The sequence below is a fragment of the Lachnoclostridium sp. MSJ-17 genome (assembly GCF_018918205.1).
GTDB lineage: Bacteria > Bacillota > Clostridia > Oscillospirales > Acutalibacteraceae > Ruminococcoides.
This window is the reverse complement of sequence record NZ_JAHLQB010000052.1, coordinates 14,355-39,698: the sequence shown is the minus strand read 5'-3', so window position 1 is coordinate 39,698 and position 25,344 is coordinate 14,355. Positions and strand designations below refer to the sequence as shown.

15 protein-coding genes and 1 pseudogene are annotated in these 25,344 nt (G+C 46.5%); 2 read left to right on the top strand and 14 right to left on the bottom strand.

What is annotated here, in order from left to right; genetic code table 11:
• The first annotated feature begins 324 nt into the window (after nucleotides 1-324).
• A complete protein-coding gene (locus KQI64_RS04640) occupies nucleotides 325-1,197 on the top strand; it encodes a DUF6076 domain-containing protein (protein WP_216523563.1) in 873 nt (290 codons plus the stop codon).
• A 144-nt stretch (nucleotides 1,198-1,341) separates the two neighbouring features.
• Here KQI64_RS04640 and KQI64_RS04635 read toward each other — a convergent pair whose 3' ends face one another.
• Together KQI64_RS04635 and KQI64_RS04630 are read right to left on the bottom strand one after the other, a co-directional pair.
• Entirely contained in the window at nucleotides 1,342-1,614 is a 273-nt protein-coding gene (locus KQI64_RS04635) for a DUF6809 family protein (protein ID WP_216523562.1), read from the bottom strand.
• 107 nt (nucleotides 1,615-1,721) lie between these two features.
• On the bottom strand, nucleotides 1,722-8,972 hold the full coding sequence (locus KQI64_RS04630) for a leucine-rich repeat protein (protein ID WP_216523561.1): 7,251 nt from the start codon (nucleotides 8,970-8,972) through the stop codon (nucleotides 1,722-1,724).
• A 331-nt stretch (nucleotides 8,973-9,303) separates the two neighbouring features.
• Between KQI64_RS04630 and KQI64_RS04625 the strand changes: the two genes are divergently transcribed.
• The gene (locus KQI64_RS04625) at nucleotides 9,304-10,842 is read left to right on the top strand and encodes a recombinase family protein (RefSeq protein WP_216523560.1); all 1,539 of its coding nucleotides are present in this window, start codon (nucleotides 9,304-9,306) and stop codon (nucleotides 10,840-10,842) included.
• Between the two features lie 148 nt (nucleotides 10,843-10,990).
• Here the strand turns inward: KQI64_RS04625 and KQI64_RS10685 are convergent.
• From KQI64_RS10685 to gltB, 12 genes and pseudogenes are all read right to left on the bottom strand, one after another.
• Nucleotides 10,991-11,275: pseudogene (locus tag KQI64_RS10685) on the bottom strand (iron-containing alcohol dehydrogenase); the annotation flags it as partial.
• 24 nt (nucleotides 11,276-11,299) lie between these two features.
• Nucleotides 11,300-11,476, bottom strand: coding sequence for a FeoB-associated Cys-rich membrane protein (locus KQI64_RS04615; protein ID WP_216523558.1), 177 nt, complete (start codon nucleotides 11,474-11,476; stop codon nucleotides 11,300-11,302).
• A gap of 1 nt (nucleotide 11,477) precedes the next feature.
• Nucleotides 11,478-13,955: a ferrous iron transporter B gene (feoB, locus tag KQI64_RS04610; RefSeq protein ID WP_216523557.1), complete on the bottom strand. Its 2,478-nt coding sequence runs from the start codon at nucleotides 13,953-13,955 to the stop codon at nucleotides 11,478-11,480.
• Between the two features lie 66 nt (nucleotides 13,956-14,021).
• Nucleotides 14,022-14,243, bottom strand: coding sequence for a FeoA family protein (locus tag KQI64_RS04605; protein WP_216523556.1), 222 nt, complete (start codon nucleotides 14,241-14,243; stop codon nucleotides 14,022-14,024).
• An 11-nt stretch (nucleotides 14,244-14,254) separates the two neighbouring features.
• On the bottom strand, nucleotides 14,255-14,464 hold the full coding sequence (locus KQI64_RS04600; protein WP_216523555.1) for a FeoA family protein: 210 nt from the start codon (nucleotides 14,462-14,464) through the stop codon (nucleotides 14,255-14,257).
• A gap of 61 nt (nucleotides 14,465-14,525) precedes the next feature.
• Nucleotides 14,526-14,930, bottom strand: coding sequence for a metal-dependent transcriptional regulator (locus KQI64_RS04595; protein ID WP_216523554.1), 405 nt, complete (start codon nucleotides 14,928-14,930; stop codon nucleotides 14,526-14,528).
• A 201-nt stretch (nucleotides 14,931-15,131) separates the two neighbouring features.
• A complete protein-coding gene (locus tag KQI64_RS04590; RefSeq protein WP_216523553.1) occupies nucleotides 15,132-16,049 on the bottom strand; it encodes a magnesium transporter CorA family protein in 918 nt (305 codons plus the stop codon).
• A gap of 263 nt (nucleotides 16,050-16,312) precedes the next feature.
• The gene (locus tag KQI64_RS04585; protein ID WP_330622992.1) at nucleotides 16,313-16,789 is read right to left on the bottom strand and encodes a GNAT family N-acetyltransferase; all 477 of its coding nucleotides are present in this window, start codon (nucleotides 16,787-16,789) and stop codon (nucleotides 16,313-16,315) included.
• A gap of 12 nt (nucleotides 16,790-16,801) precedes the next feature.
• Nucleotides 16,802-17,323: a HEAT repeat domain-containing protein gene (locus KQI64_RS04580; protein WP_216523552.1), complete on the bottom strand. Its 522-nt coding sequence runs from the start codon at nucleotides 17,321-17,323 to the stop codon at nucleotides 16,802-16,804.
• A gap of 402 nt (nucleotides 17,324-17,725) precedes the next feature.
• Nucleotides 17,726-19,315, bottom strand: coding sequence for a CTP synthase (locus KQI64_RS04575; RefSeq protein WP_216523551.1), 1,590 nt, complete (start codon nucleotides 19,313-19,315; stop codon nucleotides 17,726-17,728).
• 11 nt (nucleotides 19,316-19,326) lie between these two features.
• Nucleotides 19,327-20,796 carry a glutamate synthase subunit beta gene (locus KQI64_RS04570; RefSeq protein ID WP_216523550.1) on the bottom strand — a complete coding sequence of 490 codons (1,470 nt, stop codon included), beginning with the start codon at nucleotides 20,794-20,796 and terminating at the stop codon, nucleotides 19,327-19,329.
• 15 nt (nucleotides 20,797-20,811) lie between these two features.
• Nucleotides 20,812-25,305: a glutamate synthase large subunit gene (gene gltB, locus KQI64_RS04565; protein WP_216523549.1), complete on the bottom strand. Its 4,494-nt coding sequence runs from the start codon at nucleotides 25,303-25,305 to the stop codon at nucleotides 20,812-20,814.
• Between the last annotated feature and the right edge of the window lie 39 nt (nucleotides 25,306-25,344).

Here is a 25,344-nt window from a genome sequence, read left to right as displayed (position 1 = left end):
TGTTCGCTCGCTTCCGGTCATCGCATAACTACGGCTCCGGATATATCTCTCACTCGGATAGGATTATTCAATTGTCTTGCCTTTAGCTATTGGCTTTTGATAATTATCATGATATAATTGTAACGGATTTTCAGACATAAATATATCAGCGATGAAACTTGCGATTTTTGCAAAGTTCCATCCCTGACAGCCAGATTGGATGCGGTCTTTTTGATTATTAAAAAAGGATTATACCTTGTCCCCGGAAAAAAGCAGAAATTCGGTTTGATTTATTGTGATGGTGAAAATTTTAAAAAGTTATATAAGAGCAGCTTTGCGAAAGAATTGATTTCGCTTATCAGCACAGACAGCGACGCAATTCAGATTGCGCTTAGCTATGTCAATCAGGAACCGGTTATTGAAAAACGGTATTCTCCTGCAAGAGCGGAACGTATCTTCACACAGAATCTGCAAGTTGTAAAAATATTTCGGTCTATCAACACTATTCTCGGTCTGTTGCTTAACGCGGAACTCTCCAAAATAGAAAAGCCCTCTCCCGATGACAGGAGAGGGTATGAGAAAGCGATTGATTTGCAGAGAAAGATTTATCGTGATTGCGGCGCAGCTTTTCAGAACGTAAAAGTGCTGACGAATATTTACGCAGAGCTACCGTGTCCGCTTGAGGAAAAACCAAAGCGAATATTGGAAATTGACAAGCAGCTTTTAGACAACACTTTTCAGGAAACCTACTACATCAACAAGAAAAAGCAGACGGAGTCTGATTTGGGGTTGACGAAGTGCTACATCTTTGATTCCGCCGCAAATTATCTCAACTTTCTTCTGCTGAACCTGATTCAGTTGAATCCGAATATTTGTCTTTGTCAGAACTGTGGAGATCTGTTTGTTGCCAAAACGAAAAAGAAAACGCTCTACTGCGACAGGATTCAGCCTGACAGCAAGAAGACGTGCAGTGAGATCGGTCCGAAGAAGCGTGCTGAGCTGCAGTCAACATTATTTGGGTTTGAAGATTATGACATGGCTGTTGAACGAAATTATCAGCGCGCCAAGCGTACAGCAGCACATTACGTCAAAGATATACGGATGAAATGGGACGATTATTTCAACTGGCTCGAAAAAGCGCAACAAGCAAAACAACAGTGGTTGAATGACGAAATCTCTGACGATGATTTCTTGAATATCATCCACGAACTGGACTAAACAGCAGCACCGCCCGACATTACGTCAGACGGTGTTTTTCTGCGCCCACAAACCGCGACAAATCGCCTGTGTGGGGTTTGTAGAGCAAGGTCGGGTACTTACCCGATTTTATGTTTCACGCGATGCAGGGCGAAACAGGGCGCGTTAGGTTTTTTCGCTGCTCATCGCGTCAACCATCAGCCTGACAGCCAAAGAGAAACCCCGGACAAACGCATCGCGCTCGCCGAGGTTCATAAGCTCAGTGTGGTTATCTTTGATTTTTTGAAGTATGGCGTTTTGCTGCTCCGTCAACGTTGCAGATAATTCCTGCTCGTGGCGAATTACCAGCTTTGCAGCAATGTCATACTCGCTGCCGCGCACGACTTCATATTCGTGCGGAGCGATATTGCCGTAGTAGAGATTTTCAAGTGTGGTCATCGTGCTCACCTGCCTTTCCAAGCACAACAACATACCACAGGTTGTTTGGAAAGTCCAGATGTTTTTCAGGGCACCCGAAAACTCAGATGCCCTGATTTAAATCGAGTTTATGCAGATTGTTTTCCCAATACGATGCCATCAAATTCGGCAAGATACTTTTGCAGATGTGTAGCATCGGAAATACTGATAATTCCGTCGCCGTTAGTGTCAGCTAAAAGAAGCTGTTCGTCTGAAAAGTCAATTATCTCCGCAAGATATTTTTGGATTTCTGTTACATCACTAATAGAGATTTTTCCATCAAGGTTTGTGTCGCCTGCTAAAAATGGAGTGTCTTTGATTTCAATGAATGGAATGCTATACATATTTGCATACAATTGCGCGTATGAATCTACATTTCCATAAATATTGATTTTTTGACTCGCGTAGAACGCATCATCGCCTATACTGGTTACGCTCTTGGGGATTTCAATTTCTGTTAAATATGTGCAGTACGCAAATGACCAACCACCTAATGTTACCACAGTGCTTGGAATTACTATTTTTTTCAAGCCTAAGCAGCTGTGAAACGCAGATTCACCGATGACAGTTACACTATCTGGAATAGTTATTTTATCAAGTTTACTACAACCCAAAAAGGCACAGTCACCTATACATTCAATGCCATTTGGTATGATAGTTGAATTGCAGCTTTGAATTATTTTATTTGTTTTTGTTTCAATTATTGCATTGCAATTATTTCTGCTATCATATTTGTTATTACCAGATTCAACATTGATGCATGACAGATTTATGCACCAAGCGAAAGCACCTCCTTCGATGTATATTACATTGCTTGGAATTGATATTTCTGTAAGCTCACTGCATGCTCGAAAAGCCATATACCCTATACTAACTAATTCGTTAGAAAAAGTAATGCTTTTTATACTTTCGCACCAAGCAAATGAATAGTCACCAATACTTTTTAGATTTTTCGGTAAAGCAACGTTAACTAGCTTATCACACAAACGAAATGCAGAATAATCAATACTTTCGACACTATCAGGAATAGAAACATCTGTTAACTGAGTGCATTTACAGAATGCACATTTTCCAATATTGCTTACTCCATCATTGATTATTATTTTTTTTACACCAGTTCCCCACGGAGCTACATTTTCAAAAGAATAATCTCCCATTCTTCCATTTCCGCTGATTGTCAGCACGCCGTCCTCAGTGAGTTTCCATGTGCAGTCGCCGGTAATCCCGCTACATTCAGTCACATTATTCAACTCTACAAACACTAATCCGTTATTATTTGCATAAGTTTGTGCATAAGAACCACTATATCCATAAATTATTAAGTCACTGCTGCAGTTTGAAAACGCATTTTTGCCTATACTCGTCACGCTGTCGGAGATGGTGACACTTGTCAAGCCAGCGCAGCCAGCAAACGCATAACCATCTATGTAAGTAATTGAGTTTGGAAACTTTATATTCTGCAAGTATTTACAATCTCTAAAACTGCAATAGTCAATAGTATCTAACGAATCAGGAAGAACAACAGAACATATTTTACTTTCATGGAAAGCAAAACGTGAAATCTTTTTTACTCCTTCTGGAATCGTAACGGTAGTTTTTGCAGTAGGGCAATACAACAGTTCTGAAGAAGATTTATTGTACAATAGCCCATCACAACTACAGAAGTAAGGATTATTAGACGATACGTAAAAAGTACTCAATTTTTCGCAATTTGTAAATGATAATTCTTCAATGTAATTAACAGAACTTGGGATAACAATTTCAGTTAATCTTGAACAGTCGCGAAAAGCATTGTCTTTAATTACAGTTAATCCCTCAGGTAACTCTGTACAAACTAGATTACTGCACCATCGGAAAGCAGAACTTTTTATTTCGGATAGCGTGTTGGGCAAGAAAACTTCGGATAAATCTGAGCATTTATAGAATGCATGAGACCCAATAGTTGTCACTCCGCTTTGAACAACCACTTTTTTGATGCTAGTTCCCCAAGGCAATTCATCATTCCATGCGTAATCCCCCATTGGGCCGTTACCGCTGATTGTCAGCACACCATCCTCAGTGAGTTTCCAAATGCAGTCGCCAGTAATCCCGCTGCTTTCAGTCTCATTATCTAACTCTACAAAAATATATCCGTATTTTTTTGCAAAAGTTTGAGCATAAGAACCACGATATCCATAGATTGTAAAATCACTGCTGCAATTTTCAAAGGCAGTATCGCCGATGCTCGTTACGCTGTCGGGAATGGTGACACTTGTCAAACCTGTACAGCTATAAAATGCCATATCGCCAATACTTATAACGCTTTCGGGGATGGTAATGCTTGTTAAGGCCGTGCAACTAGAAAACGCGAGTCCAGCAATACCTTTTGTTCCGTTTTGCAACACAACTGTATTTGGAATTGTTCCCTTGTAGTGATATGCAACTTTACCAGCATAAACCAATCCGTCGGGTTGATTATTGTACCATGCCGTACCGGTAAATGCATGGCTTTCGATACTCGTCACACTGTCTGGAATGCTGACGCTTTCCAATCTAGTACAGTTCTCAAACGTAGAATATCTGATACTCGTCACGCTTTCGGGGATGGTGATGCTTGTTAATCCAGTGCAACTTCTAAACGCAGAACCACCTATACTTGTCACACTGTCAGGAAAGGTGATGCTTGTTAATCCAGTGCAACTTTTAAACGCAGAACCTCCTATACTTGTCACACTGTCAGGAAAGGCGATGCTTGTCAAGTTGGTGCAGTATTCAAACGCGCATTCACCGATATTCGTCACGCTGTCGGGAATGGTGACACTTGTCAAACCGGTGCAGTTATTAAATGCCATATCACCAATACTTATCACGCTTTTGGGGATGGTAATGTTTGTCAAGGCCGTGCAATTAGAAAATACGTGATTGCCGATACTCGTCACGCCTTGGGGAATCACTAGTTTTGTAACAAGATTATTGTTTATATACAATTTTCTTGCAAATAAAAGCGGGTTGCTTAAAGAATCATTAAATTTTATCCGACACCAAGCGGAAATATCACTAATATACACTCCGGTCAAGGCAGAGCAGCCTTGAAACGCATCATCGCCGATGTTCGTCACGCTGCTAGGAATCGTTACACTTTTTAAGGGATAACAGCCGAAAAACGCAAGATAACCTATGTTTGTCACGCTATCGGGTATTTCCAAATCTGTAACAAGTTCGTTGTTAATGTACAGATTATGAGCATAACCCAGCGGATTGCCGGTTTGATTCGAAAAACTGATTTGACACCAAGCGGCAACATCGCTAATATATACGCCATTTAGCCCTGTACAGCCGTAAAACGCGGCACCACCGATACTCGTAATGCTGTCAGGAATTGTTATGCTAGTCAAAATAGTGCAATTATAAAAGGCGCAATCACCAATACTCGTAACGCCGTTGTCAATTTTTACATCTGTAATACTCTGTCCCCACGGAGCATGATTACTCCAATTGTTATAATCTCCCATCGCTCCATTACCGCTGATTGTCAGCACACCGTCATCAGTAAGTTTCCATGTGCAGTCGCCGGTGGTACCGCTTAATACAATATTATCTTTACGTACATCTTCAATTATCGACTCTCCTTTATTTTTGTCATTGGTAAGAGTCATGATTGTCTTTTCTTCAGGTTCCGTTTCGTTGTCGGTTGTAATTGATAATGTGCTATCGGATTGGATTTGGTTATCAATATTTAGATTTGAATCTTGCAAAGAAACTGAAACCGTATCATCTCGAGAAATATCACCATCTATTACTACAGAAGTATATTCATCTGAACCCAAAACTTCTGTAATCTGAGCAACAACATCAGAATTTGCATTTCCAAAAAACTGAACCTCATTGCTATCCATATTCACATTAATCACAGCTTCTTTTTCACTTGATAGATTAATGGCACTATTATTGTCTACCACGGTGATATCACTGCCAGAAGTATATTCAACTTTGAAATTCGTAAAGGGCAGAATCAACTTTCCAATACTTGAAATTGAACCATTTGTAGATGTATGATAATTCGGATAAAAATCCATATCATCTACCCCGTCAATCGGGATTCCGTTCACAATTTCAGATAATAAATCTCCGTCTTTTGATTTTATCTTCAATGTTGAGTCTGATGATAGATATACTATTGTTTTTCCGCTTTCAGGTAGTGTCCATGGTTCTGTGCCGTTAAATTCTAACGGAAAATTGCAATTGCTTATACTAAAAAAGGAAATAATACTTGGGGCATAAGTTACCACGCCATCTTCTTCACCGTAACTACACATTATGATATTTCCTTGGCTATCACATCCCCAGTAACTGTTTTCAGAATTTGAATTTAAGGATCCGTGATATCTCCACTTGTTTTGAGATGGATTAAGTTCAATATAAGTATCATTAGAATCTTTATTGATATAATACGATGCAACTCCACCATGACATTGTGAATACAACTCATCATTAAAATAGGGATGATTTGGGTCATAGACATATACAGCATACCAGCCATTTCCCAAATCCTTTGGTTTTTTGTCATTTCGCAGAACCATTGCATGTGAAGAACCGCTACCTTTTGACAAGCCTATTACCATCGGTTCATCTAAATTGTTGGCTATGTTTAATAAGTGTTGGATATAATCTCCCTCTGGAATATGTTCATATGTATTAGTCTTTTTGAACCAACCACGATATTTTTTCTCATTTGCAAAGTAATAGTGTCCTTCAATTAGGTTAAATGTTGATGATGTCCCCTTATCGTATCGTATAGAACCATCTTGCAATATTTGATATTTTTCAATCAGTTTGGATACTTTTGAATTATTTATACGGGTATAAAACGCATTTCTATCATTATCATATTGCAATTCCTCATAGTAAGAATTAATGTTTGAGTTATTATCAATGTACTCTCCTTTTTCAATCATATTAAGATAAAACAGACACGCTGTTACGCTCATTCCATAACAATTTCCGCCCCAAGATTGATCAATCATAGAATTGAATATTTCCCCTTGATTGGCTTTTGCGGTAGCAGTGTAACTTTTACCAAAAACCTCTTCATAAATAGATTCCGGTATGTGATATGTAGAAGAATAATTAAATCCCTGTTCGCCGTTTACAAATCCCCAACCGTCTGTTTTAGGAGTAAATCCGGGTTTTGTTATTTCTTGTTCGATGGATAATACTACGAGAGATTTAGATGTTCCATCAGGAATATCTACCGATAATGCAGCAGAACCTACATTAACAAATTCCAAATATACAGTCGCTACTTTTTCATTTCCTTCCGGGAAATAGGGGCCATCTCCGATGCCGATTCTATTTATCTTAACAACATCAGGATTGGAAGACGTTATGTTAACATCATTAAAATCGTATTTTGCCGAATCAAGTATCACCATAACACCTTTAGATTCGCCAACATGAGCTGATATTTCATCTCCATCAAAAAAACTGATTTTAGTTTGCTCAGGTGTTGTACTTGGTTCTGTTGGCTGCTCCGGTTCAGTTTCAAATTCAACTTTAACGGGTTTTGTGGCAGACTGCGTCGTTCCGTTTCCTAATTCACCAGAATTGTTTTCGCCCCACATATATAAATTGCCATCATAATCAATAGCCGCAAAAAAGCCTTCAGTATAATTATTATTTGCTGTTACATTTGAACTAACCCTGCTTCCACAGATTTGTTTAACACTGTCAAGCAACACCGACCCTTTATTCGTTCCATCGAAGTATTGCAGTTTATCATTATAATTAATCAAATAACCACTAGTTAAATTACCAGTAGGAACATAATACTTTACATCTTCCGTGCTTTTTTGATGATAATAATCTCCATCTCTAATATCAAAATACTCGTAACGACTTTCTCCCCATGTCCATAAATCGCCGTTCTTCCCAACAGCAATAGTTGTTTGATCAGCACACGCAATTTGCTTTGTATATGATAGTATAGCCGCATAAGGGTTTGCACACACAGAGTGATAGTCGCCATTACCAATTTGATGACGAGAATTACTACCCCAAATATACATTTTACCGCTATTTTCGTTAGTTAGTACTGCTGTGTTATTTAATCCCAGAAAAATATCGATAGCGTTGTCAAACATTTTATGAGGGTATAAATACGTTTCCTCATCGGGACCTCCAACTATAAAACCAGTATTTGTTCCCCAAATATAGAATTGTCCATCACAAGTGATAGCTGCGCTTTGATGCTCATGGAGAACGACCTTATTAACATTACTTAGAATTTTTTGCGGAGTTTCCACAGGTTCTGTTGTTCCGTTACCGACCTGTCCACAATAATTTGAGCCGCAAACATATAAATCGTTTGTGGTGGTAATATAAGCATATCTTCCGGATGTAGCATTTGATAAGACTACAGATTTCACATTACTAGTAACAAAAACCGGTTTCCCACCTTTTCCGTTTCCGATATTACCCCAAATATAAAGATCCCCGTTTTCAGTAACAGCTGCGCTATTAAGACATCCTACCGAAACATCTTTTACATTGGACATGATTTTCTTTGGGGTAGTACATATTTCTTCACTAGAGCCATCACCGATTTCTCCATGTTTATTGCTGCCCCACATATATAATTCGTGATTTTTATTAATTGCAGCGGTATGAGAAGAGCCCAGTTCTATTTTTTCAAATTTATACTTATTGTTTTTGCTTATTGCTTGCTCATGTGTATAATTATAGATTATATTAGTTTGATTCATAATGTTAGAATCATTGTTTGTAAACTGTATTTTCTGCCAATCGCTTTCCGAGCCTGAATAATAGACTGTTTTAAGTGAGTTGCAACCGGAAAAAGCTCCGCCTGTGTAGGTCAAATTCTTTGGGAGAAAAATTTCCTTCAATGAAGAACAGTTTGCAAATGCATTAGGATCGAGTTCTTTAATGCTATCAGGTAAAACAATCGTTTCTAAGCTTGTACAACCCGAAAATGTTTCTTCATAAATGTAATCAAGATCTGCATTTAATTCAACATTTTTCAGGTTAACACAATCTTTAAATGCTCTTTCGCGGATTTCAATAATATTTGAATTAATTACAATACTTCTTAAAGAATCATTTCCGCTAAAAGCATCCTTCCAGATACCGATTATCTCATTATCAGGATAATCAGGATAATATTGAGGGACTTCATAATATTCTTTGTAGCCGTTATATGAATACAGAACGGCAGTTCCATTTTGTAAAACGCGAAGGTAATACTCCGGTTCTTCGACTTCTTCGGCAAACACCTGTAAGAATTGACATGAAAACATACTAATGATGGTTAAAGCAACTAACAAAAAACTGATGACCTTTTTCATATAATTCTCCTCCTCAATAAATAAAAATGCGTGACCCAAATGAGCCACGCAGAAAAACACATGGCTCACCTTTGTTGCTACACAAAAATTATTCCGTACCGTGGAAGTATGAGGAAATAGAGCATGCGTTTTTACCAAATTGTAAAAACACATACTTCCACTTCGGAACACTATATAATTTTCGTGTAGCACCTATATTTTACCATAAACAATTATCATTTGCAATCTGTTTTTGGCTACTTTTCAAACTATTTTTTCTCTGTAGTTCTTCAAAATCAAATCTCTTGACAAATCCTCCCATCCGCGCTACAATGCGGACGGAGGTGGTTTTATGAACGGTGTGATTTACGCACGTTATTCCAGCGATAACCAGCGTGAGGAAAGCATTGAAGGTCAGCTTCGTGAGTGTATGGCGTTTGCCGAGAAGAATGATATTATGATTCTGAACACCTATATTGACCGCGCGTTTTCTGCTAAAACGGACAACCGTCCCGAATTTCAGCATATGATTTCGGACAGCAAAAAGAAAATGTTTGACGTGGTGCTGGTATGGAAGTTTGACCGCTTTGCCCGAAATCGTCTGGATTCACTTTTGTACAAGCAACTGCTTCAGCGGAACAACATTAAGCTCATTTCAGTGACCGAGCCGATTATGAATTCCTCTGTCGGTATTATCGTCGAGTCGATGATTGACAGCTACAATGAGTATTACTCAGCCGAGCTTTCGGAAAAGGTCACGCGCGGTATGACTGAGAATGCGCTCAAAGGAAAATACAACGGCGGAACGCTACCAATTGGTTATATCATTGACGAGGATAAATACTTTCAGATCGACCCTCTTACCGCGCCGATTGTTCTTGAAGCATTTCAGAAATACGACGAGGGCATGACGATGAAAGAGATCGTGGATTATCTCCGTCTGAAAGGTCTGCGCACCAAGAAAAACGGCGAGATTTCTATCAACAGCCTTACGCGAATGCTCCATAACAGGAGGTATATCGGTGAGTACAAGTTCCAAGATATAGTCACCCCCGATGTGATTCCGGCGATTGTTCCAAAGGATTTGTTTGACCGTGTGCAGGAAAAGCTCGCCAAGAATAAAAAAGCTCCCGCCCGAAAGAAAGCGGAAGATGAGTATTTGCTGACGACCAAGCTATACTGCGGTAAGTGCGGCTGCTACATGGTTGGAGAGAGTGGCACCAGCCAACAGAAAAAGACAGTTCACCGCTACTACAAATGCGTGAGTGTGAAAAACCACAAGGGCTGTGATAAGAAAACTGTCAAGAAGGATTGGATCGAAAACCTGACGCTCGAAATGATTAAGCGGATCATATTTGATGACAGGATGCTCGATAGCCTTGCCGATGAAATCATCAACTATCTTGGTCAGGAGAGCACATTGCTCCCACAGCTGCGAAAGCAGTTGAAGGACTGTGAAAAGGGAATCGATAATCTGCTCAATGCCATTCAAATGGGCATCTTCACGCCGTCCACCAAGGAGCGTTTGGAATCCCTTGAACAACAGAAAGAGGAATTGCAAATCCGTATTGCGCAGGAGGAAATTATTAAGCCGCCGATTGACAAGGATAAAATTCTGTTCTGGCTTCACCGCTTCCGCAAAATGGATACGACGAAGTTGGAGCACAGAAAACGCTTGATTGACAGCTTCGTAAACGCGATTTATCTCTACGATGATAAAATCGTCTTTACGTTCAACTACAAGGACGGCAGCAAAACCATAACAATGGAGGAAATAGAAAACTCAGCACTCAGTTCGGATTTAACTTCGCTTGGTGCAACAAAAAAAGACAGTTTTCGAACTGTCTCTTTCTTTTGTCATAATTACTCAGAATTTCCGAAAATGGCTTAAATACTTGGGTTTCGGCACATTGGTCAGAGAAGCTCAGGGACCATTATACAAGGCGTTATCTGTAAATACTTACTCTCTGTGATTCTTTTGTTTACGGATTGGTACGGGAGGCTTTTATATTATTTGATTTGCGGTAGACTATGCATGATTACATACACTGTTTCAGGATATCAATGACTTCCTCTTTAGTCAGCACCTTGTAATCGCCATCGAGAATGAACGTGCCCTCGACAATGCCTTCGTTTGCAATCTCTACATCAGTCTACACACCCCATACTTCCACTGCAAAGCGCTTGAACTTTTTGAGTCCGTAAGGCATAATCATTCTGTAATACGGGAGTAAGACAGCCGCCAAGGTCATACCGTTTGTTGCGTCCGTATAAGCGCCGACAAGCTGCCCGAGCATATGCACCATCCAGTCGGTTGATTTGCCGATCGATTTTTTGTTATTTAGAGCTTAGTGTTTATGACAGGAGCCTTGCATAGCGCAGCCCTTACAGTTGCCGCAATTACATACCACGGATTTGCCCTGCTTTTTCTTTTTTACCATACTGAAAATTATTGCGGCGACAACACCAATCAGTACGGCGCAGATAATGATCGTCCAAATATTTCCGATGATCCAATCAAACATATTATTTCACCTTGACTTTCTTTGTCAGCTTGTCAGCTTCCTTGTAAGGCTTAAAGAGCATGAACAGCATACCTGCAATTAAGAAGATTGAAACGATCAGTCCGATGATGTTCAGGTTGCCCGTAAATGCGCCGCCGATCTGGTTAATGCAGAGGGCAACCGCATAAGCGAAGGCACATTGATAGGCAATCGCAAACGCTGTCCATTTTGCGGAGTTCATTTCGCGTTTTATTGCGCCCATCGCCGCGAAGCAGGGAGCGCACAGCAGATTGAATACGAGGAAAGAGAAGCCTGTAACGCCTGTAAATACGCTTGCAAGTGTTTGCCATACGGAAAGCTCTCCTCCGCCGTAGAGCACGCCCATTGTGCCGACGATGTTTTCCTTTGCGATGAGTCCTGTGATCGAAGCCACAGCCGCCTGCCAGTTACCCCAGCCGAGAGGTGAAAAAATCCAGCTGATAGCGTTGCCCACAGCCGCGAGCATACTGCTGCCGATTTCGTCCGAAGCGAGCATTTGGAAATTGCCGTCAACCCAGCCGAAGCGGCTCAGGAACCAGAGCACGATCGTCGAGAGCAGAATGATAGTGCCCGCCTTTTTGATGAACGACCAGCCGCGCTCCCACGTCGAGCGGAGAACGTTGCCGATTGTAGGAAGGTGATATGCGGGAAGCTCCATAACAAACGGAGCAGGCTCCCCCGCAAAGGGCTTTGTCTTTTTGAGCATGATGCCTGAGACAATAATCGCAGCCATGCCGATGAAGTAAGCGCCGGTGCTTACCCACGGTGAGCCGCCGAAAATCGCGCCTGCTATCATCGAGATAAATGGAATCTTCGCGCCGCAGGGAATAAAGGTGGTCGTCATGATTGTCATACGGCGGTCGCGCTCGTTTTCGATCGTGCGCGAAGCCATGATACCGGGAATGCCGCAGCCTGTTCCGATCAGAATCGGAATAAAGCTCTTTCCCGAAAGCCCGAAGCGGCGGAAAATACGGTCCAGAACAAAGGCGATACGCGCCATATAACCGCAGGCTTCCAGAATCGCGAGCAGCAAAAAGAGCACTAGCATTTGCGGAACAAAGCCGAGCACCGAACCTACGCCGCCGATAATACCGTCAAGAATCAAACCGGAAAGCCACTCCGGAGCGTTCGCGGCTTCAAGCCAACCCTCAACGATCTTCGGAATACCGGGTACCCAAACGCCGAATTCGGCAGGGTCGTTGGGCTTTCCGCTGTTCTTTTCAAAAATCTCGGCGGCCGACTTGACGTCCTCACCCGTTACAGTTTCCTCACTGACTTCAAGCGTGTCCTCGTCCTCGGATTCGTAGGTAAATTCGTCGCTGTCCTTTATGCTTTTTGCAAAGGTATTTACTGCGGAAACAGCAGCGTCAGCGTCGTAGTCCTCGCTCTCAAAGTCAAGCGCATCGGAAAGAGCTTCGTTACCGGCAACTCCCGCAACGCCTGTCAGTACGCCGACTGCCTCACTGTGTTCGTCATATTCCGCGTCGCCGATTCCGACTAGGTGATAACCGTCACCGAACAAACCGTCGTTTGCCCAGTCGGTCGCGCCTTTGCCGACGCCGACCATCGCTATGTAGTAAACTAAAAACATCACAACGATGAATATCGGCAGACCGAGCCAACGGTTGGTAACGACCTTGTCGATTTTATCGGAGGTCGAGAGCTTTCCCTTCTGCTTGTTTTTATAAACTCCGCTGATAATTTTGCCGATCCAGACATAGCGCTCGTTGGTGATGATACTCTCAGCATCGTCGTCATATTCTTTCTCGACACGTTGTATGTCATTTTCGACGTGGCTGCGCGTTGCTTCATCCAGGCCAAGCTTGTCTATAACCTTTTCGTCACGCTCAAAAACCTTGACCGCGTACCAGCGCTGCTGTTCTTCAGGCAGCTCGTGAACGCAGGCTTCCTCAATATGCGCGATAGCGTGCTCTACCGAGCCTTCGAACGGGTGCTTTGGGACAGGCTTTTTATTTTCGGCAGCTTTCATTGCCGCTTCTGCGGCTTGCTCAATACCCTTGTTTTTCAGCGCGGAGATCTCAACAACCTTGCAGCACAAAGCGCGGGACAGCTCTGCTGTGTTAATTTTTACTCCCGTTTTCTCTACAACGTCCATCATATTTATCGCGATGACAACGGGGATTCCCAGCTCGCAGAGCTGCGTGGTAAGATACAGGTTTCTTTCCAGATTAGTTCCGTCAACGATATTCAGAATCGCGTCGGGACGCTCGTCAATAAGATAGTTACGCGCAACAACCTCTTCCATGGTGTACGGAGAGAGCGAGTAAATGCCCGGAAGGTCGGTAATGGTTACATCACCGTGCTTCTTGAGCTTGCCTTCCTTTTTCTCAACGGTAACGCCGGGCCAGTTGCCGACAAATTGATTAGCGCCCGTCAGAGCGTTGAACAGTGTTGTTTTTCCGCTGTTAGGGTTGCCCGCCAAGGCAATCGTCATTTTCATTTGAGTTCCTCATTTCTGTGTGATTTTCTGTTAGCGATCGCTAACTGCCAGGTGGGAAAAGCGCTGTTATTCCACTTCTACCATATTTGCGTCAGCCTTGCGAATGGATAGATGATAACCCCTGACTGTGACTTCCATCGGGTCACCCAGGGGAGCGACCTTCTGCACCTTAATTTCCACGCCCTTTGTAATGCCCATGTCCATAATACGGCGCTTTACAGCGCCCTCACCGTGGAGCTTTTTAACCTTGCAGGTGCTGCCGACAGCAACCTCTCTTAATGTTTTCATTTTCTTCCTCCTTAAATATATATTTTCTGCGCCATTTCTCTGCTTACTGCAATCCGCGCGTCTTTAACATTGACAATCAGGTTTCCCCCCATAGAGCAAATTACTGTAACGACGGCGCCCGATACAAACCCTAAATTTTGCAGGTGCGCCCGTACCTCAGCGTTACCGCCGATACGCTTTATAATATTTTGTTCGCCGGGAACAGCCAGTGTAAGCGGCATAGCGATACCTCTTTTCTGATTATTGTATATAGTTAGTCTGAACTAACCTCGTGGTATAAAACTACTCATCTGTTTTTTCCGAATAATACGTATTGCGAATGACACGAAGAAAGTGCCGCAGCTCAATCAATGCTCTCAGTGATTCATCACTGATTCCATGCTCCATATTGCAGGCATCTGCATCAGCGATTCTCTTGTCAACACCTAAATCGGTCAACAAGCCAAAAAGCACATTGTTTCGTTCTATGACAGATTTCCCGATTGCTTCGCCTTTTTCGGTCAATTCAATTGTCCGGTCATGCCAAACAGTCAAATAACCCGCAGCTTCCATTTCTCTGAGCGCGACAGAAACCGTTGGCTTCGATACTCCCAGCTCACGCGCGATATACGCGCCGCGCACCAAGCCGTTTTTCCGAAGGCGATAGATGGTTCTCATATAATCTTCTACCTTTTGATTCCGTTCCATGTACGTCACCCCGGCAAAAGTTAGCGTAAGCTAACCTCTGCGTAAACTATAAAAGTCAGGCGGTTAGCCTGACCTTACTGGTTTATTATATCAGGTATAAAGCACTTTGTCAAGAGTTTTTTCACGGGAATAAAACTAAGTATAAGATTTCCGCGAATCCCGGGGCAACCGAGAGTTTTTATTGAGCGCTTTTCGTTTCTATCAGAGCCATTTCTTCTTTTTGAAAAACAGCAGGCTGCCTGCGACAATAAGCACGCTCGCAATTATCACAACGGGATACCCCCACTCCGTTTCAAGCTCGGGCATATATTTGAAATTCATTCCGTACCAGCCCGCAATCAGCGTGAGAGGCATAAATACAGTCGTCACAATTGTCAGCACTGTCATAATACGGTTCTGCTTGATGTCGAGGTAGGATTTGTAGATGTCTCGAATCTGCATTGCGTGGTCGCCGAGAGCTATGGTTGTGTCGCGCAGGCGTTCGATCCTGTTTGAAATCAAACGGAAATAGCGCAGATTGTCGTGCTTAAAGAAATTGTTTTCGTTCTCCTCCAACTCCTGACTGAAATCGAGAAGCTGGTCGTAGTGGATGCGAAGGTCGCGGATCTCGCCGCGGATCTCGTTCACACGCTCCTGAGAATCCTCCTGCTCCCCGTTTATAACCGCAAGCTCCGTTTTGTCAAGCTCCTGCTCGTAACGCTCCAGCAGGTCGCGGTCGCTCTTTACAAGCTGCTCCAGAAAATCGTAGAGGAACCGCTCAAGGCTCGGCAGTCTCCATTTCTTTGTCCTCCTGACCTCGGAGATAACGCGCTCCGCGGCGCCGCTTCCGTCGATGAAAACTATTCCCTTTTCGTCGAGCGCAAAGGCGAATTTTTCGCCGCCGCCCGATATATTGCTCCTGTCCGGAATGAAAAATGTGCCCGTCAGCGAATCGTAGTTCACTTCCGCCTTTGTGGAGTGAATATTCCGGAAATCAGGCTCGATGTCTATGCCCATGTCAAAGCTGTCCTTCTTAGCTTCCCACTCGTCGGGAGTGAGCGTCGCCACATATTGGGCGGAAGGGTTTGTTATTTGTTCAAAGCCGACCTCCGTCAGCGTTTCCTCGATCAGATAATACATAAGCAACTCCTGTCAAATATCTTCCTTCGGCAGCGTCCCTAAAGAGCGTACCGCAAATAACACCGTAAGCAGCGCACCGGGCGTCTGTCAAAACAGCGGTCTGAGATTTTATGTCTGAGAAGTATGGTCTTAAGTTAGTATATAATATTATAGCCAAAAACAGGTGTTTTGTAAAGGACCTATATACATTCGCCCGGCGGAGTCATGAACAGTAATATTTCTAAAACAGAAAAAAGGACACTGAGAACAGCATCCTTATATTCTTACAATATTTTCTCCATACCGATTTTTTGAGGTACAAGACCCATAGCCTCATAGAATTTCACCGCTGCGGAGTTGCACGACCAAACGTTGAGGGTGACGTTGTAGAAGCCTTGTTCCTTTGCGTAAGCGATTACCGCGTCGTACAGCGTTTTGCCGACGTGCTTTCCGCGCGCGGCGCTGTCAACGCAGATGTCGTCGATGTAAAGCGTCCTTATATCGGTCAGAACAGAGTCGCCGACTACCCTCCTGTGAATGCAGAAAGCGTGACCGAGCGGAACGTCGTTTTCATCTACGCAGACAAAAACGGGAGTGGATGCGCGGCTGATTATAGTCCTCAGCTCCTCGGAATTGTACTTCGTAGCGGGACCTTTGAAAATATCAGGTCTGCCGTTGTGATGAACCATATCAACCTGCACGAGAAGATCAAGTATCTTTGGTATATCTCTTTCCGCCGCACGTCTTACCGACAAATTCAATTTTATTCCTCCTTACATCGCCTTTATGCGCCTGAGAGCCTTGGCGTACTGATTTTTCACTCCGCTCTCCTGCTCGCTCTCATAGATTTCTCTGACCGTGTCAACGAGTCCGCTGCCCTTGTATCGCTCCAAAACAACGATTCTCGCCAGCGCGTAGGCGCTGCCCCAGCGGACAACCGTGCCGCTGTCAGAGGTGTTTTTGAGCAGAGCATCAATAGCTCCGTCGAGCTCATCGGGGTAAAGCGCAGCCATATTTCCGACAACGCGTGAGGCTTCCCGCTTGCAGGAGTTGTTCGCTGACAATATATATCGCTCAGCAAACCTGAGATACTCAATCCCAAGACAGCTCTCCTTTTGCCCCGTTATGCTCTCAACCGCCTCCAGAAAGGTCGCGGTCTGCTTTTCGTTCAACTCGTCTGCCCTGTCGAAAAAATCATCGGAAGAAAAGCTTCCGCTGTTTATCAAATCGATAATCAGCTTTCTCGCCTCTAACTTCTTTATGCTCTTGTCTTTAAGAATTTCAAACGCGTCCATAATGCTGCCCCCTGATTGATTTCCGTATCCATTATATCAGAGAAAATGCGCGCTGTCCAGAAAAACGCTTATTCAGAGGATTTTGACGAAGGTTCGTTGCCATTTGGCATATTATTGCTATTTCGTTTAACTTGCCACATTTTTATTGACATAAAGAGAGGTTATCATCTTTACGCACTCCGAAATGCCGATGCGTCCGCTGTGTCAAGATGCTCACAGATATTTTTGTTGCTATTAACAAGACATCATATAGAAATTTAATTAATTTAGTTTGCTATGTTCAAACAATCACTACCTGAAAACAATAAATTTTCGAAAAATGCTTTAATAATATATCATATCAAAGCAAAAAATTAACCGCTGCACCAGATTGATCAAGTCTGGTACAACGGTTTTTTTATGTTACAAAGAGGCTTTAATGAATGCCGAGAACAGCGGATGCGGCTTGTTCGGACGCGACTTGAATTCGGGGTGGTACTGCACTCCGACGTAAAAGTCGCGGTCGCTCAGCTCAACGGTCTCAACGAGATTACCGTCGGGCGAGAGTCCGGAGAGAGTCAGCCCCGCGTCCTGTAATACGCGGCGGTACTCGTTGTTGAACTCGTAGCGATGGCGGTGCCGCTCCGATATCTCAGACTTGCCGTAAGCCGCCTTGATTACGGTGCTGTCCTGCAAAACGCAGGGGTAAGCTCCAAGTCTGAGGGTTCCGCCCTTGTCCGTGTCGTCGCTCTGGTCGGGCAAAAAGTCGATGACCTTCGGCACGTTCTGGGCAAACTCACCCGAATCGGCGTTTTTAAGCCCGGCAACGTTGCGCGCGAATTCGATCACCGCTATCTGCATGCCGAGACAGATTCCGAAGTAGGGAATTTTTTTCTCTCTCGCGTAGCGCGCGGTGGCGATCATACCCTCGATCCCGCGCTTGCCGAAGCCGCCCGGAACGATTATTCCATCGAGCTCTCCGAGAATTTCCGGAGCGTTTTCGTCGGTTATCTGCTCGGAGTCGATCCACCTGATGTCAACGACCGCGTTCTGATAATACCCCGCGTGTCGGAGCGCTTCGGCGACGGAGAGATACGCGTCGTGCAGCTCGACGTACTTGCCGACTAAGCCTATAGTAACCGTTTTCTGACGGCTCTTGATGCGTCCGACCATCTGCTCCCAGTCGGAGAGGTCGGGTTTTTGGCTCTCAATTTTCAGCTCACGGCAGACGATATCCGAGAAGCCCGCCTTTTCGAGCATAAGCGGCGCTTCGTAGAGAACGGGCAAAGTCATGTTCTCGATGACGCAGTCGCGGCGGACGTTGCAGAAATGCGCGATTTTGTCAAAAATATTCGCGTCGGTTATCGGTTCGTCCACGCGAAGGATAATCACGTCGGGAGAAATTCCGAAGCTCTGCATCTCCTTTACGGAGTGCTGTGTGGGCTTGCTCTTGTGCTCGCCCGACGCCTTGAGATACGGCACAAGCGTGACGTGGATATACAGCCTGTTGTCCTGTCCTACCTCCTGCCCTACCTGACGGATAGCCTCGAGAAACGGCTGACTCTCGATGTCGCCTATGGTGCCGCCGATTTCGGTGATAACAACATCCGCGTCGGTCTTTTTGCCGACAGAGTAAATGAACCGCTTTATCTCATCGGTCACGTGAGGGATCACCTGAACCGTCTTGCCGAGGTATTCGCCCTTGCGCTCCTTTTGCAGGACGTTTGAATAGACCTTGCCGGTGGTGAGGTTAGAGAATTTGTTAAGATCCTCGTCAATAAAACGCTCGTAGTGGCCGAGGTCGAGGTCGGTTTCTGCTCCGTCCTCGGTGACGTATACCTCGCCGTGCTGATACGGGCTCATGGTGCCCGGGTCAACGTTGATATACGGGTCGAGCTTCTGTGCCGCTACTTTCAAGCCGCGGGCTTTGAGCAAACGTCCGAGTGAAGCGGCGGTAATGCCCTTGCCGAGTCCCGACACGACGCCGCCTGTTACAAATATATATTTCGTCATAATATTTTTCCTCACAGATTCGTGTAACCCATCAGGTCTCTGTCAACCTCGCGGGCGCAGTCGATTCCCTCGCGGATAGCGCGTACAACAAGCGACTGACCGATGTGCATATCGCCGGCGGTGTATATGTTCTCAACATTTGTGCGGTGCGAGCTCTGCTCTGTCGCGACGTTTGTGCGCGCGTTCAGCTCAACTCCGAACGCCTGTGAAACATAGCTCTCGCTGCCGAGGAAGCCCGCCGCGATCAGCACAAGCTCAGCCTGCACCTCGTTCTCTGAGCCCTCAACGGGAGTCATTCTGCCGTCCTTTCCGCGCTCGAGCTTTACGAAAACCGCGCCCTTTAGCCTGCCGTTCTCGTCCTTCAAAAACTCCTTGACGGTTGTCTGATACACCCTCGGGTCGCTGCCGTAGACTGCCGCCGCTTCCTCCTGACCGTAGTCGGTCTTGCACACCCTCGGCCACTCAGGCCACGGATTGCTCTCGGTGCGCTCGTCCGGCAGCTTGGGCATCATCTCGAGCTGAGTAACGCTCTTTGCGCCGTGGCGCACGCAGGTGCCTACGCAGTCGTTGCCCGTATCGCCGCCGCCGATGACGATGACGTTCTTGTCCTTTGCCGATATAAAAGTTCCTTCCTTCAACCCGTTGTCAAGCAGAGCCTTTGTGGTCGATTTCAGAAAATCAACCGCGAAGTATACCCCTTCTGCTTCACGTCCGTTTACCTTTATATCGCGCGGATTTGAGGCTCCGCAGGCGAGAATGATGCTGTCGTAGCTGTTCTTTAATTCTTCTGCGGAAATATCCTTGCCGACGTTTGTGTTGGTTACAAATGTCACGCCTTCCTCGCTCATGATGTTGAGCTTGCGCTCGATGATCTGCTTCTCGAGCTTCATGTTCGGGATTCCGTACATCAGCAAACCGCCCGGACGGTCGCTGCGCTCGTAAACCGTCACGCTGTGACCTCTGCGGTTGAGCATCTGAGCCGCCGCGAGTCCCGAGGGTCCCGAGCCGATGACCGCGACCTTCTTGCCGGTGCGTACCTTCGGCGGCTGAGCGCCTGCGTACCCATCACGGTAGGCGGTTTCGATAATGCTGTATTCGTTCGCCCTTGTTGTCACCGACTCGCCGTTTGCCCCGCAGGTGCAAGCCTTTTCGCACAGAGCGGGACAAACGCGTGAGGTGAATTCAGGGAAGGGATTTGTCAGACTTAATCTCTCGTATGCCTGCTTCCACGCTCCGAGACTGACGAGATTATTCCACTCGGGAATTAAATTATTGAGCGGACAGCCTGAGATCATTCCGCTGAGCGCCATTCCCGACTGACAGAACGGCACGCCGCAGTGCATACAACGCTCGCCCTGCTTCTTTTGCTCCTGCAAAGTGAGCGGAGTGTGGAACTCGTTGAAGTTTTTGATGCGCTCGTAAACGGAAGCCGCAGGCGCGTCCTGCCTTTCATATTCCATAAATCCAAACGGATTTCCCATGTTGTTTGCCTCCTTTTACCTTGAATGGATCAGCTGATAGAACGCTTCGATTTTTGACGTTTCCTCGTCCATGCCGCTGCGCTCGTTCTGCTCGATAGTTTCAACGATCATCTTGTAATCGTGCGGGATAACCTTTTTGAACAGGGGCAGATATTCATCGAAATTACTGAGAATCTGTCTGCCCTTTTCGGAGCCTGTCGCTTCAACGTGCTCTGAGATAAGCGCCCTGAGCTCGTCGATATCGCGCTGTTCGGTTATTTCGCCGCACTCCACCAGCTCCTTGTTGAGACGCTTGTAGAGGTGGTGGCGCTCATCGAGAACATACGCCACGCCGCCGGACATACCTGCGGCGAAGTTTTTGCCGGTTCTTCCGAGAATGACGACCTTGCCGCCCGTCATGTACTCGCAGCCGTGCTCGCCTACGCCCTCAACGACCGCAGTCGCGCCGGAATTGCGCACGCAGAATCGCTCGCCTGCCACGCCGTTGATGAATGCCTTGCCGCTCGTCGCGCCGTAGAGAGCTACGTTGCCGATGATGATGTTCTCATCAGCCTTGAATTTGGAGCCCTTAGGCGGATATACGATCAGCTTGCCGCCCGAAAGTCCCTTGCCGAAGTAGTCGTTTGAATCGCCGCGAAGCTCCATTGTCAGACCGTTCGGGATAAACGCGCCAAAGCTCTGACCGCCTGAGCCGTTGCAGGTGATTTTGTAGGTGTCGTCAGTGAGGGTATCGCCGTACTTCTTCGTGATCTCGGAGCCGAATGCCGTACCCAGAGAGCGGTCGGTATTTTTGATGTCGATTTCAATAGACTTAGCCTTTTTGAGCTTCTTTTCGATAACCTTCTCGTCGAGGGTATCGCTGAGCTTGAAATCGTACTTGTTCTTGTTGTTATAGGAGATCTTCTCGCCTGCGAAGCTGCTGTTGAGCAGGAGCGACAGGTCGATTTTGCTCTCCTTGCTGTTTCTCTTCAATAAATCTGTTCTGCCGACAAGCTCGTCGACTGTGCGAACGCCAAGCCTTGACATGTATTCACGCAGCTCCTGAGCAATGAAGAGCATGAAGTTGACAACATACTCGGGCTTGCCCCTGAAGCGCTTCCTGAGCTCGGGATTCTGCGTCGCCACGCCGAAGGGACAGGAATCGAGGTTGCACACGCGCATCATAGCGCAGCCGAGGGTTACAAGCGGAGCAGTCGCAAAGCCGAATTCCTCCGCGCCGAGAATCGCGGCAATCGCCACATCGCGTCCCGTCATCAGCTTGCCGTCGGTCTCGATGATTACCTTGTCGCGCAGACCGTTGAGGATCAGCGTCTGGTGAGCCTCGGCAAGTCCAAGCTCCCACGGAAGTCCCGCGTTGTAAATGGAGCTTCTCGGAGCGGCTCCGGTGCCGCCGTCGTAGCCTGAAATCAGAATGACCTCGGCTCCCGCCTTCGCGACGCCCGCCGCTACGGTGCCTACGCCGGCTTCCGACACGAGCTTGACAGAGATACGCGCCTTTTTGTTGGCGTTTTTCAGGTCATAAATTAGCTGAGCCAAGTCCTCGATCGAATAGATATCGTGGTGAGGCGGCGGCGAAATCAATGAAACGCCCGGAGTTGAGTGTCTTGTCTTTGCGATCCACGGATAGACCTTGTTGCCGGGAAGATGTCCGCCCTCGCCGGGTTTTGCGCCCTGAGCCATTTTTATCTGGATCTCGTCGGCTGAATTGAGATACGCCGAGGTTACGCCGAAGCGGCCTGAGGCGACCTGCTTGATAGCCGAGCAGCGGTTTTCAGCCGTCCCCTTAGTCGCGATCCTCTCGGGACTTTCGCCGCCCTCGCCGGAGTTCGACTTGCCGCCGAGCTTGTTCATTGCAATAGCGAGAGCCTCGTGAGCCTCCTGCGAGATCGAGCCGTAGCTCATCGCGCCTGACTTGAAGCGTTTTACGATGCTGTCAACGCTCTCTACCTCGTCGAGCGGAACAGGAGTTTCGGCAAAATTGAAATCGAGCAGTCCTCTCACGCTGACGGGATCCATTTCCTCGGTCAGCATTCTTGAATATTCCTTGAAGCGCTCGTAGTTGTTGAATTTGGTCGCGTATTGAAGCGCGTGTATGGTCTGCGGATTGTAGAGATGCTCCTCTTTGCCGCTGCGGCTCTTGTGACCGCCCCGTGAGGGCAATTCATTGCTCACGCTCAGTCCGAGCGGGTCAAACGCGGCGGTGTGGAGCGAATCGACGGTGTTTTCAACGTCCTCGAGGGTTATGCCGCCTATACGGCTGACTGTGCCGGTGAAATACTCGTCGATAAGCTCTCTGCCCAGACCGACAGCCTCAAAAATCTTTGAGCCCTGATATGACTGGAGAGTCGAGATACCCATTTTTGACGCAATTTTTACGATTCCGTGGAGCACCGCGTCGTTGTAGTCGTTGACAGCCGCGTAGTAATCCTTGTCGAGCAAATCGTCCTGAATCAGCTCGTGTATTGTCTCGTGAGCAAGATACGGGTTGACAGCGCTCGCGCCGTATGCGAGAAGTGTGGCGAAATGATGAACCTCTCTGGGTTCGCCGCTCTCAAGGACGATAGAGAGCGCTGTTCTCTTCTTTGTCGCGACAAGGTGCTGGTGCAGTGCGGAAACAGCGAGCAGCGACGGAATAGCAAGACGATTCTCGTCAACACCCCTGTCGGAGAGGATAAGTATGTTCGCTCCGTCAGCGCACGCCTTGTCAGCCTCGACAAACAGGCGGCGGATAGCCTTTGAGAGTTTTGTGTTCTTGTAGTAAAGCATCGGGATAACGGCTACCTTGAAGCCCGAGAGCTTCATTTTCTTGAGCTTTAAGAGTCCCGTTGAGGTGAGAATCGGGTTGACGACCTTGATAACCTTGCAGTTGCCGGGCTCCTCCTCGAGCAGATTGCCGTCTTTTCCTATATATATGGTGGTTGAGGTCACGATTTCCTCTCTGATCGCGTCGATCGGAGGATTGGTGACCTGAGCGAATACCTGCTTGAAGTAGTCAAAAAGCGGCAGCGGCTGCTTGCTGAGAACCGCGAGCGGCTTGTCGCAGCCCATAGCGGCGATCGGCTCCGAGCCGTTCTGAGCCATGGGCAGGATAGATGTCATCGCGTCCTCGTAGGTGTAGCCGAACGCCTTCTGGAGTCTGCGCAACTCGTCGCGCGGATGCTCCTCGACCTTCGCGTTAGGCACCTTCAGGTATTTCAGACGGGTCAGATTCGCGTCAAGCCATTCGCCGTAGGGCTGACGTGAAGCGTACTGCAGCTTGATTTCTTCGTCGTCGATCAGTTTTCCCTGAACGGTGTCGACGAGCAGCATTTTGCCCGGGTGCAGGCGTTCCTTTTTGACGATTTTATCCGCCGGAACGGGCAATGCGCCTACCTCGGAGGACAAAATCAGGTTATCGTCGTCGGTGACATAATAGCGCGAGGGTCTCAGTCCGTTTCGGTCGAGCACCGCTCCCATTACATCGCCGTCCGAGAACAGTATCGACGCGGGGCCGTCCCACGGCTCCATCATTGTCGCGTAATACTGATAGAAATCGCGCTCCTTCTGCGGCATTGCGTGATTGTTTTCCCACGGCTCGGGAATGGTTATCATAACCGCGAGCGGCAGATCCATACCGCTCATAACGAGGAATTCGAGGGTGTTGTCGAGCCTTGCGGAATCACTGCCCTCGGGATTTACAACGGGAAGAACCTTGTCGAAGTCGCCCATAAGGTGCTCGCTCTGCATTGTTTCCTCACGCGCGAGCATCTTGTCGGCATTGCCGCGGATAGTGTTTATCTCGCCGTTGTGGACGATCATTCGGTTCGGGTGAGCCTTCTGCCAGCTCGGGAAGGTGTTGGTTGAAAAGCGCGAATGAACCAGAGCAATGGCGGATTCGTAGTCCTTATCCTGCAAATCCGTGAAAAAGCGGCGCAAGTCGCCGACAAGGAACATGCCTTTATATACGATAGTGCGGCTTGAGAGCGAAACAACGTAGGTGTCCTCGTTGCTCTGCTCAAAAAATCTTCTCGCGACATAGAGCCTGCGGTCAAAGTCGATACCGCGCTTTACACCCTCAGGACGGTCGATGAAGCACTGCTGGATATTCGGCATACATTCGAGAGCCTTCGCACCGAGTACCGACGGGTTCGACGGAACCTCGCGCCAGCCGAGAACCTTCAAGCCTTCCTTTTCGGCGATGATCTCAAACATCTTGCGCGCTTGGTTGCGTCTGAGCTCGTTTTGCGGGAAGAAAAACATGCCTACGGCGTAGTCGCGTTCGCCGCGGATAGGAATATTCAGTGATTTTGCAGTTTTTGAGAAGAACTTATGCGAAATCTGCAAAAGTATACCCACGCCGTCGCCGGTCTTTCCCTCGGCGTCCTTGCCCGCGCGGTGCTCGAGCGTTTCTACTATAGTAAGAGCGTTCTCAACCGTGGCGTGAGTCTTTGAACCCTTGATATTTACTACCGCTCCGATACCGCAGTTGTCGTGCTCGAAGGCGGGTGAGTAAAGAGAGTCTTTAATCATATTTTCTCTCTGAGCAGGTTGTTCATCTGCATGGGACAT

Bases quoted from the DNA above. Each gene is read 5' to 3' on its own strand.
- KQI64_RS04615 (WP_216523558.1), bottom strand. From the start codon at position 11,476: ATGTTTGATTGGATCATCGGAAATATTTGGACGATCATTATCTGCGCC.
- KQI64_RS04570 (WP_216523550.1), bottom strand. From the start codon at position 20,796: ATGGGAAATCCGTTTGGATTTATGGAATATGAAAGGCAGGACGCGCCT.
- KQI64_RS04575 (WP_216523551.1), bottom strand. From the start codon at position 19,315: ATGACGAAATATATATTTGTAACAGGCGGCGTCGTGTCGGGACTCGGC.
- KQI64_RS04595 (WP_216523554.1), bottom strand. From the start codon at position 14,930: ATGGAACGGAATCAAAAGGTAGAAGATTATATGAGAACCATCTATCGC.
- gltB (WP_216523549.1), bottom strand. From the start codon at position 25,305: ATGATTAAAGACTCTCTTTACTCACCCGCCTTCGAGCACGACAACTGC.
- feoB (WP_216523557.1), bottom strand. From the start codon at position 13,955: ATGAAAATGACGATTGCCTTGGCGGGCAACCCTAACAGCGGAAAAACA.
- KQI64_RS04605 (WP_216523556.1), bottom strand. From the start codon at position 14,243: ATGAAAACATTAAGAGAGGTTGCTGTCGGCAGCACCTGCAAGGTTAAA.
- KQI64_RS04625 (WP_216523560.1), top strand. From the start codon at position 9,304: ATGAACGGTGTGATTTACGCACGTTATTCCAGCGATAACCAGCGTGAG.
- KQI64_RS04600 (WP_216523555.1), bottom strand. From the start codon at position 14,464: ATGCCGCTTACACTGGCTGTTCCCGGCGAACAAAATATTATAAAGCGT.
- KQI64_RS04630 (WP_216523561.1), bottom strand. From the start codon at position 8,972: ATGAAAAAGGTCATCAGTTTTTTGTTAGTTGCTTTAACCATCATTAGT.
- KQI64_RS04635 (WP_216523562.1), bottom strand. From the start codon at position 1,614: ATGACCACACTTGAAAATCTCTACTACGGCAATATCGCTCCGCACGAA.
- KQI64_RS04590 (WP_216523553.1), bottom strand. From the start codon at position 16,049: ATGTATTATCTGATCGAGGAAACGCTGACGGAGGTCGGCTTTGAACAA.
- KQI64_RS04580 (WP_216523552.1), bottom strand. From the start codon at position 17,323: ATGGACGCGTTTGAAATTCTTAAAGACAAGAGCATAAAGAAGTTAGAG.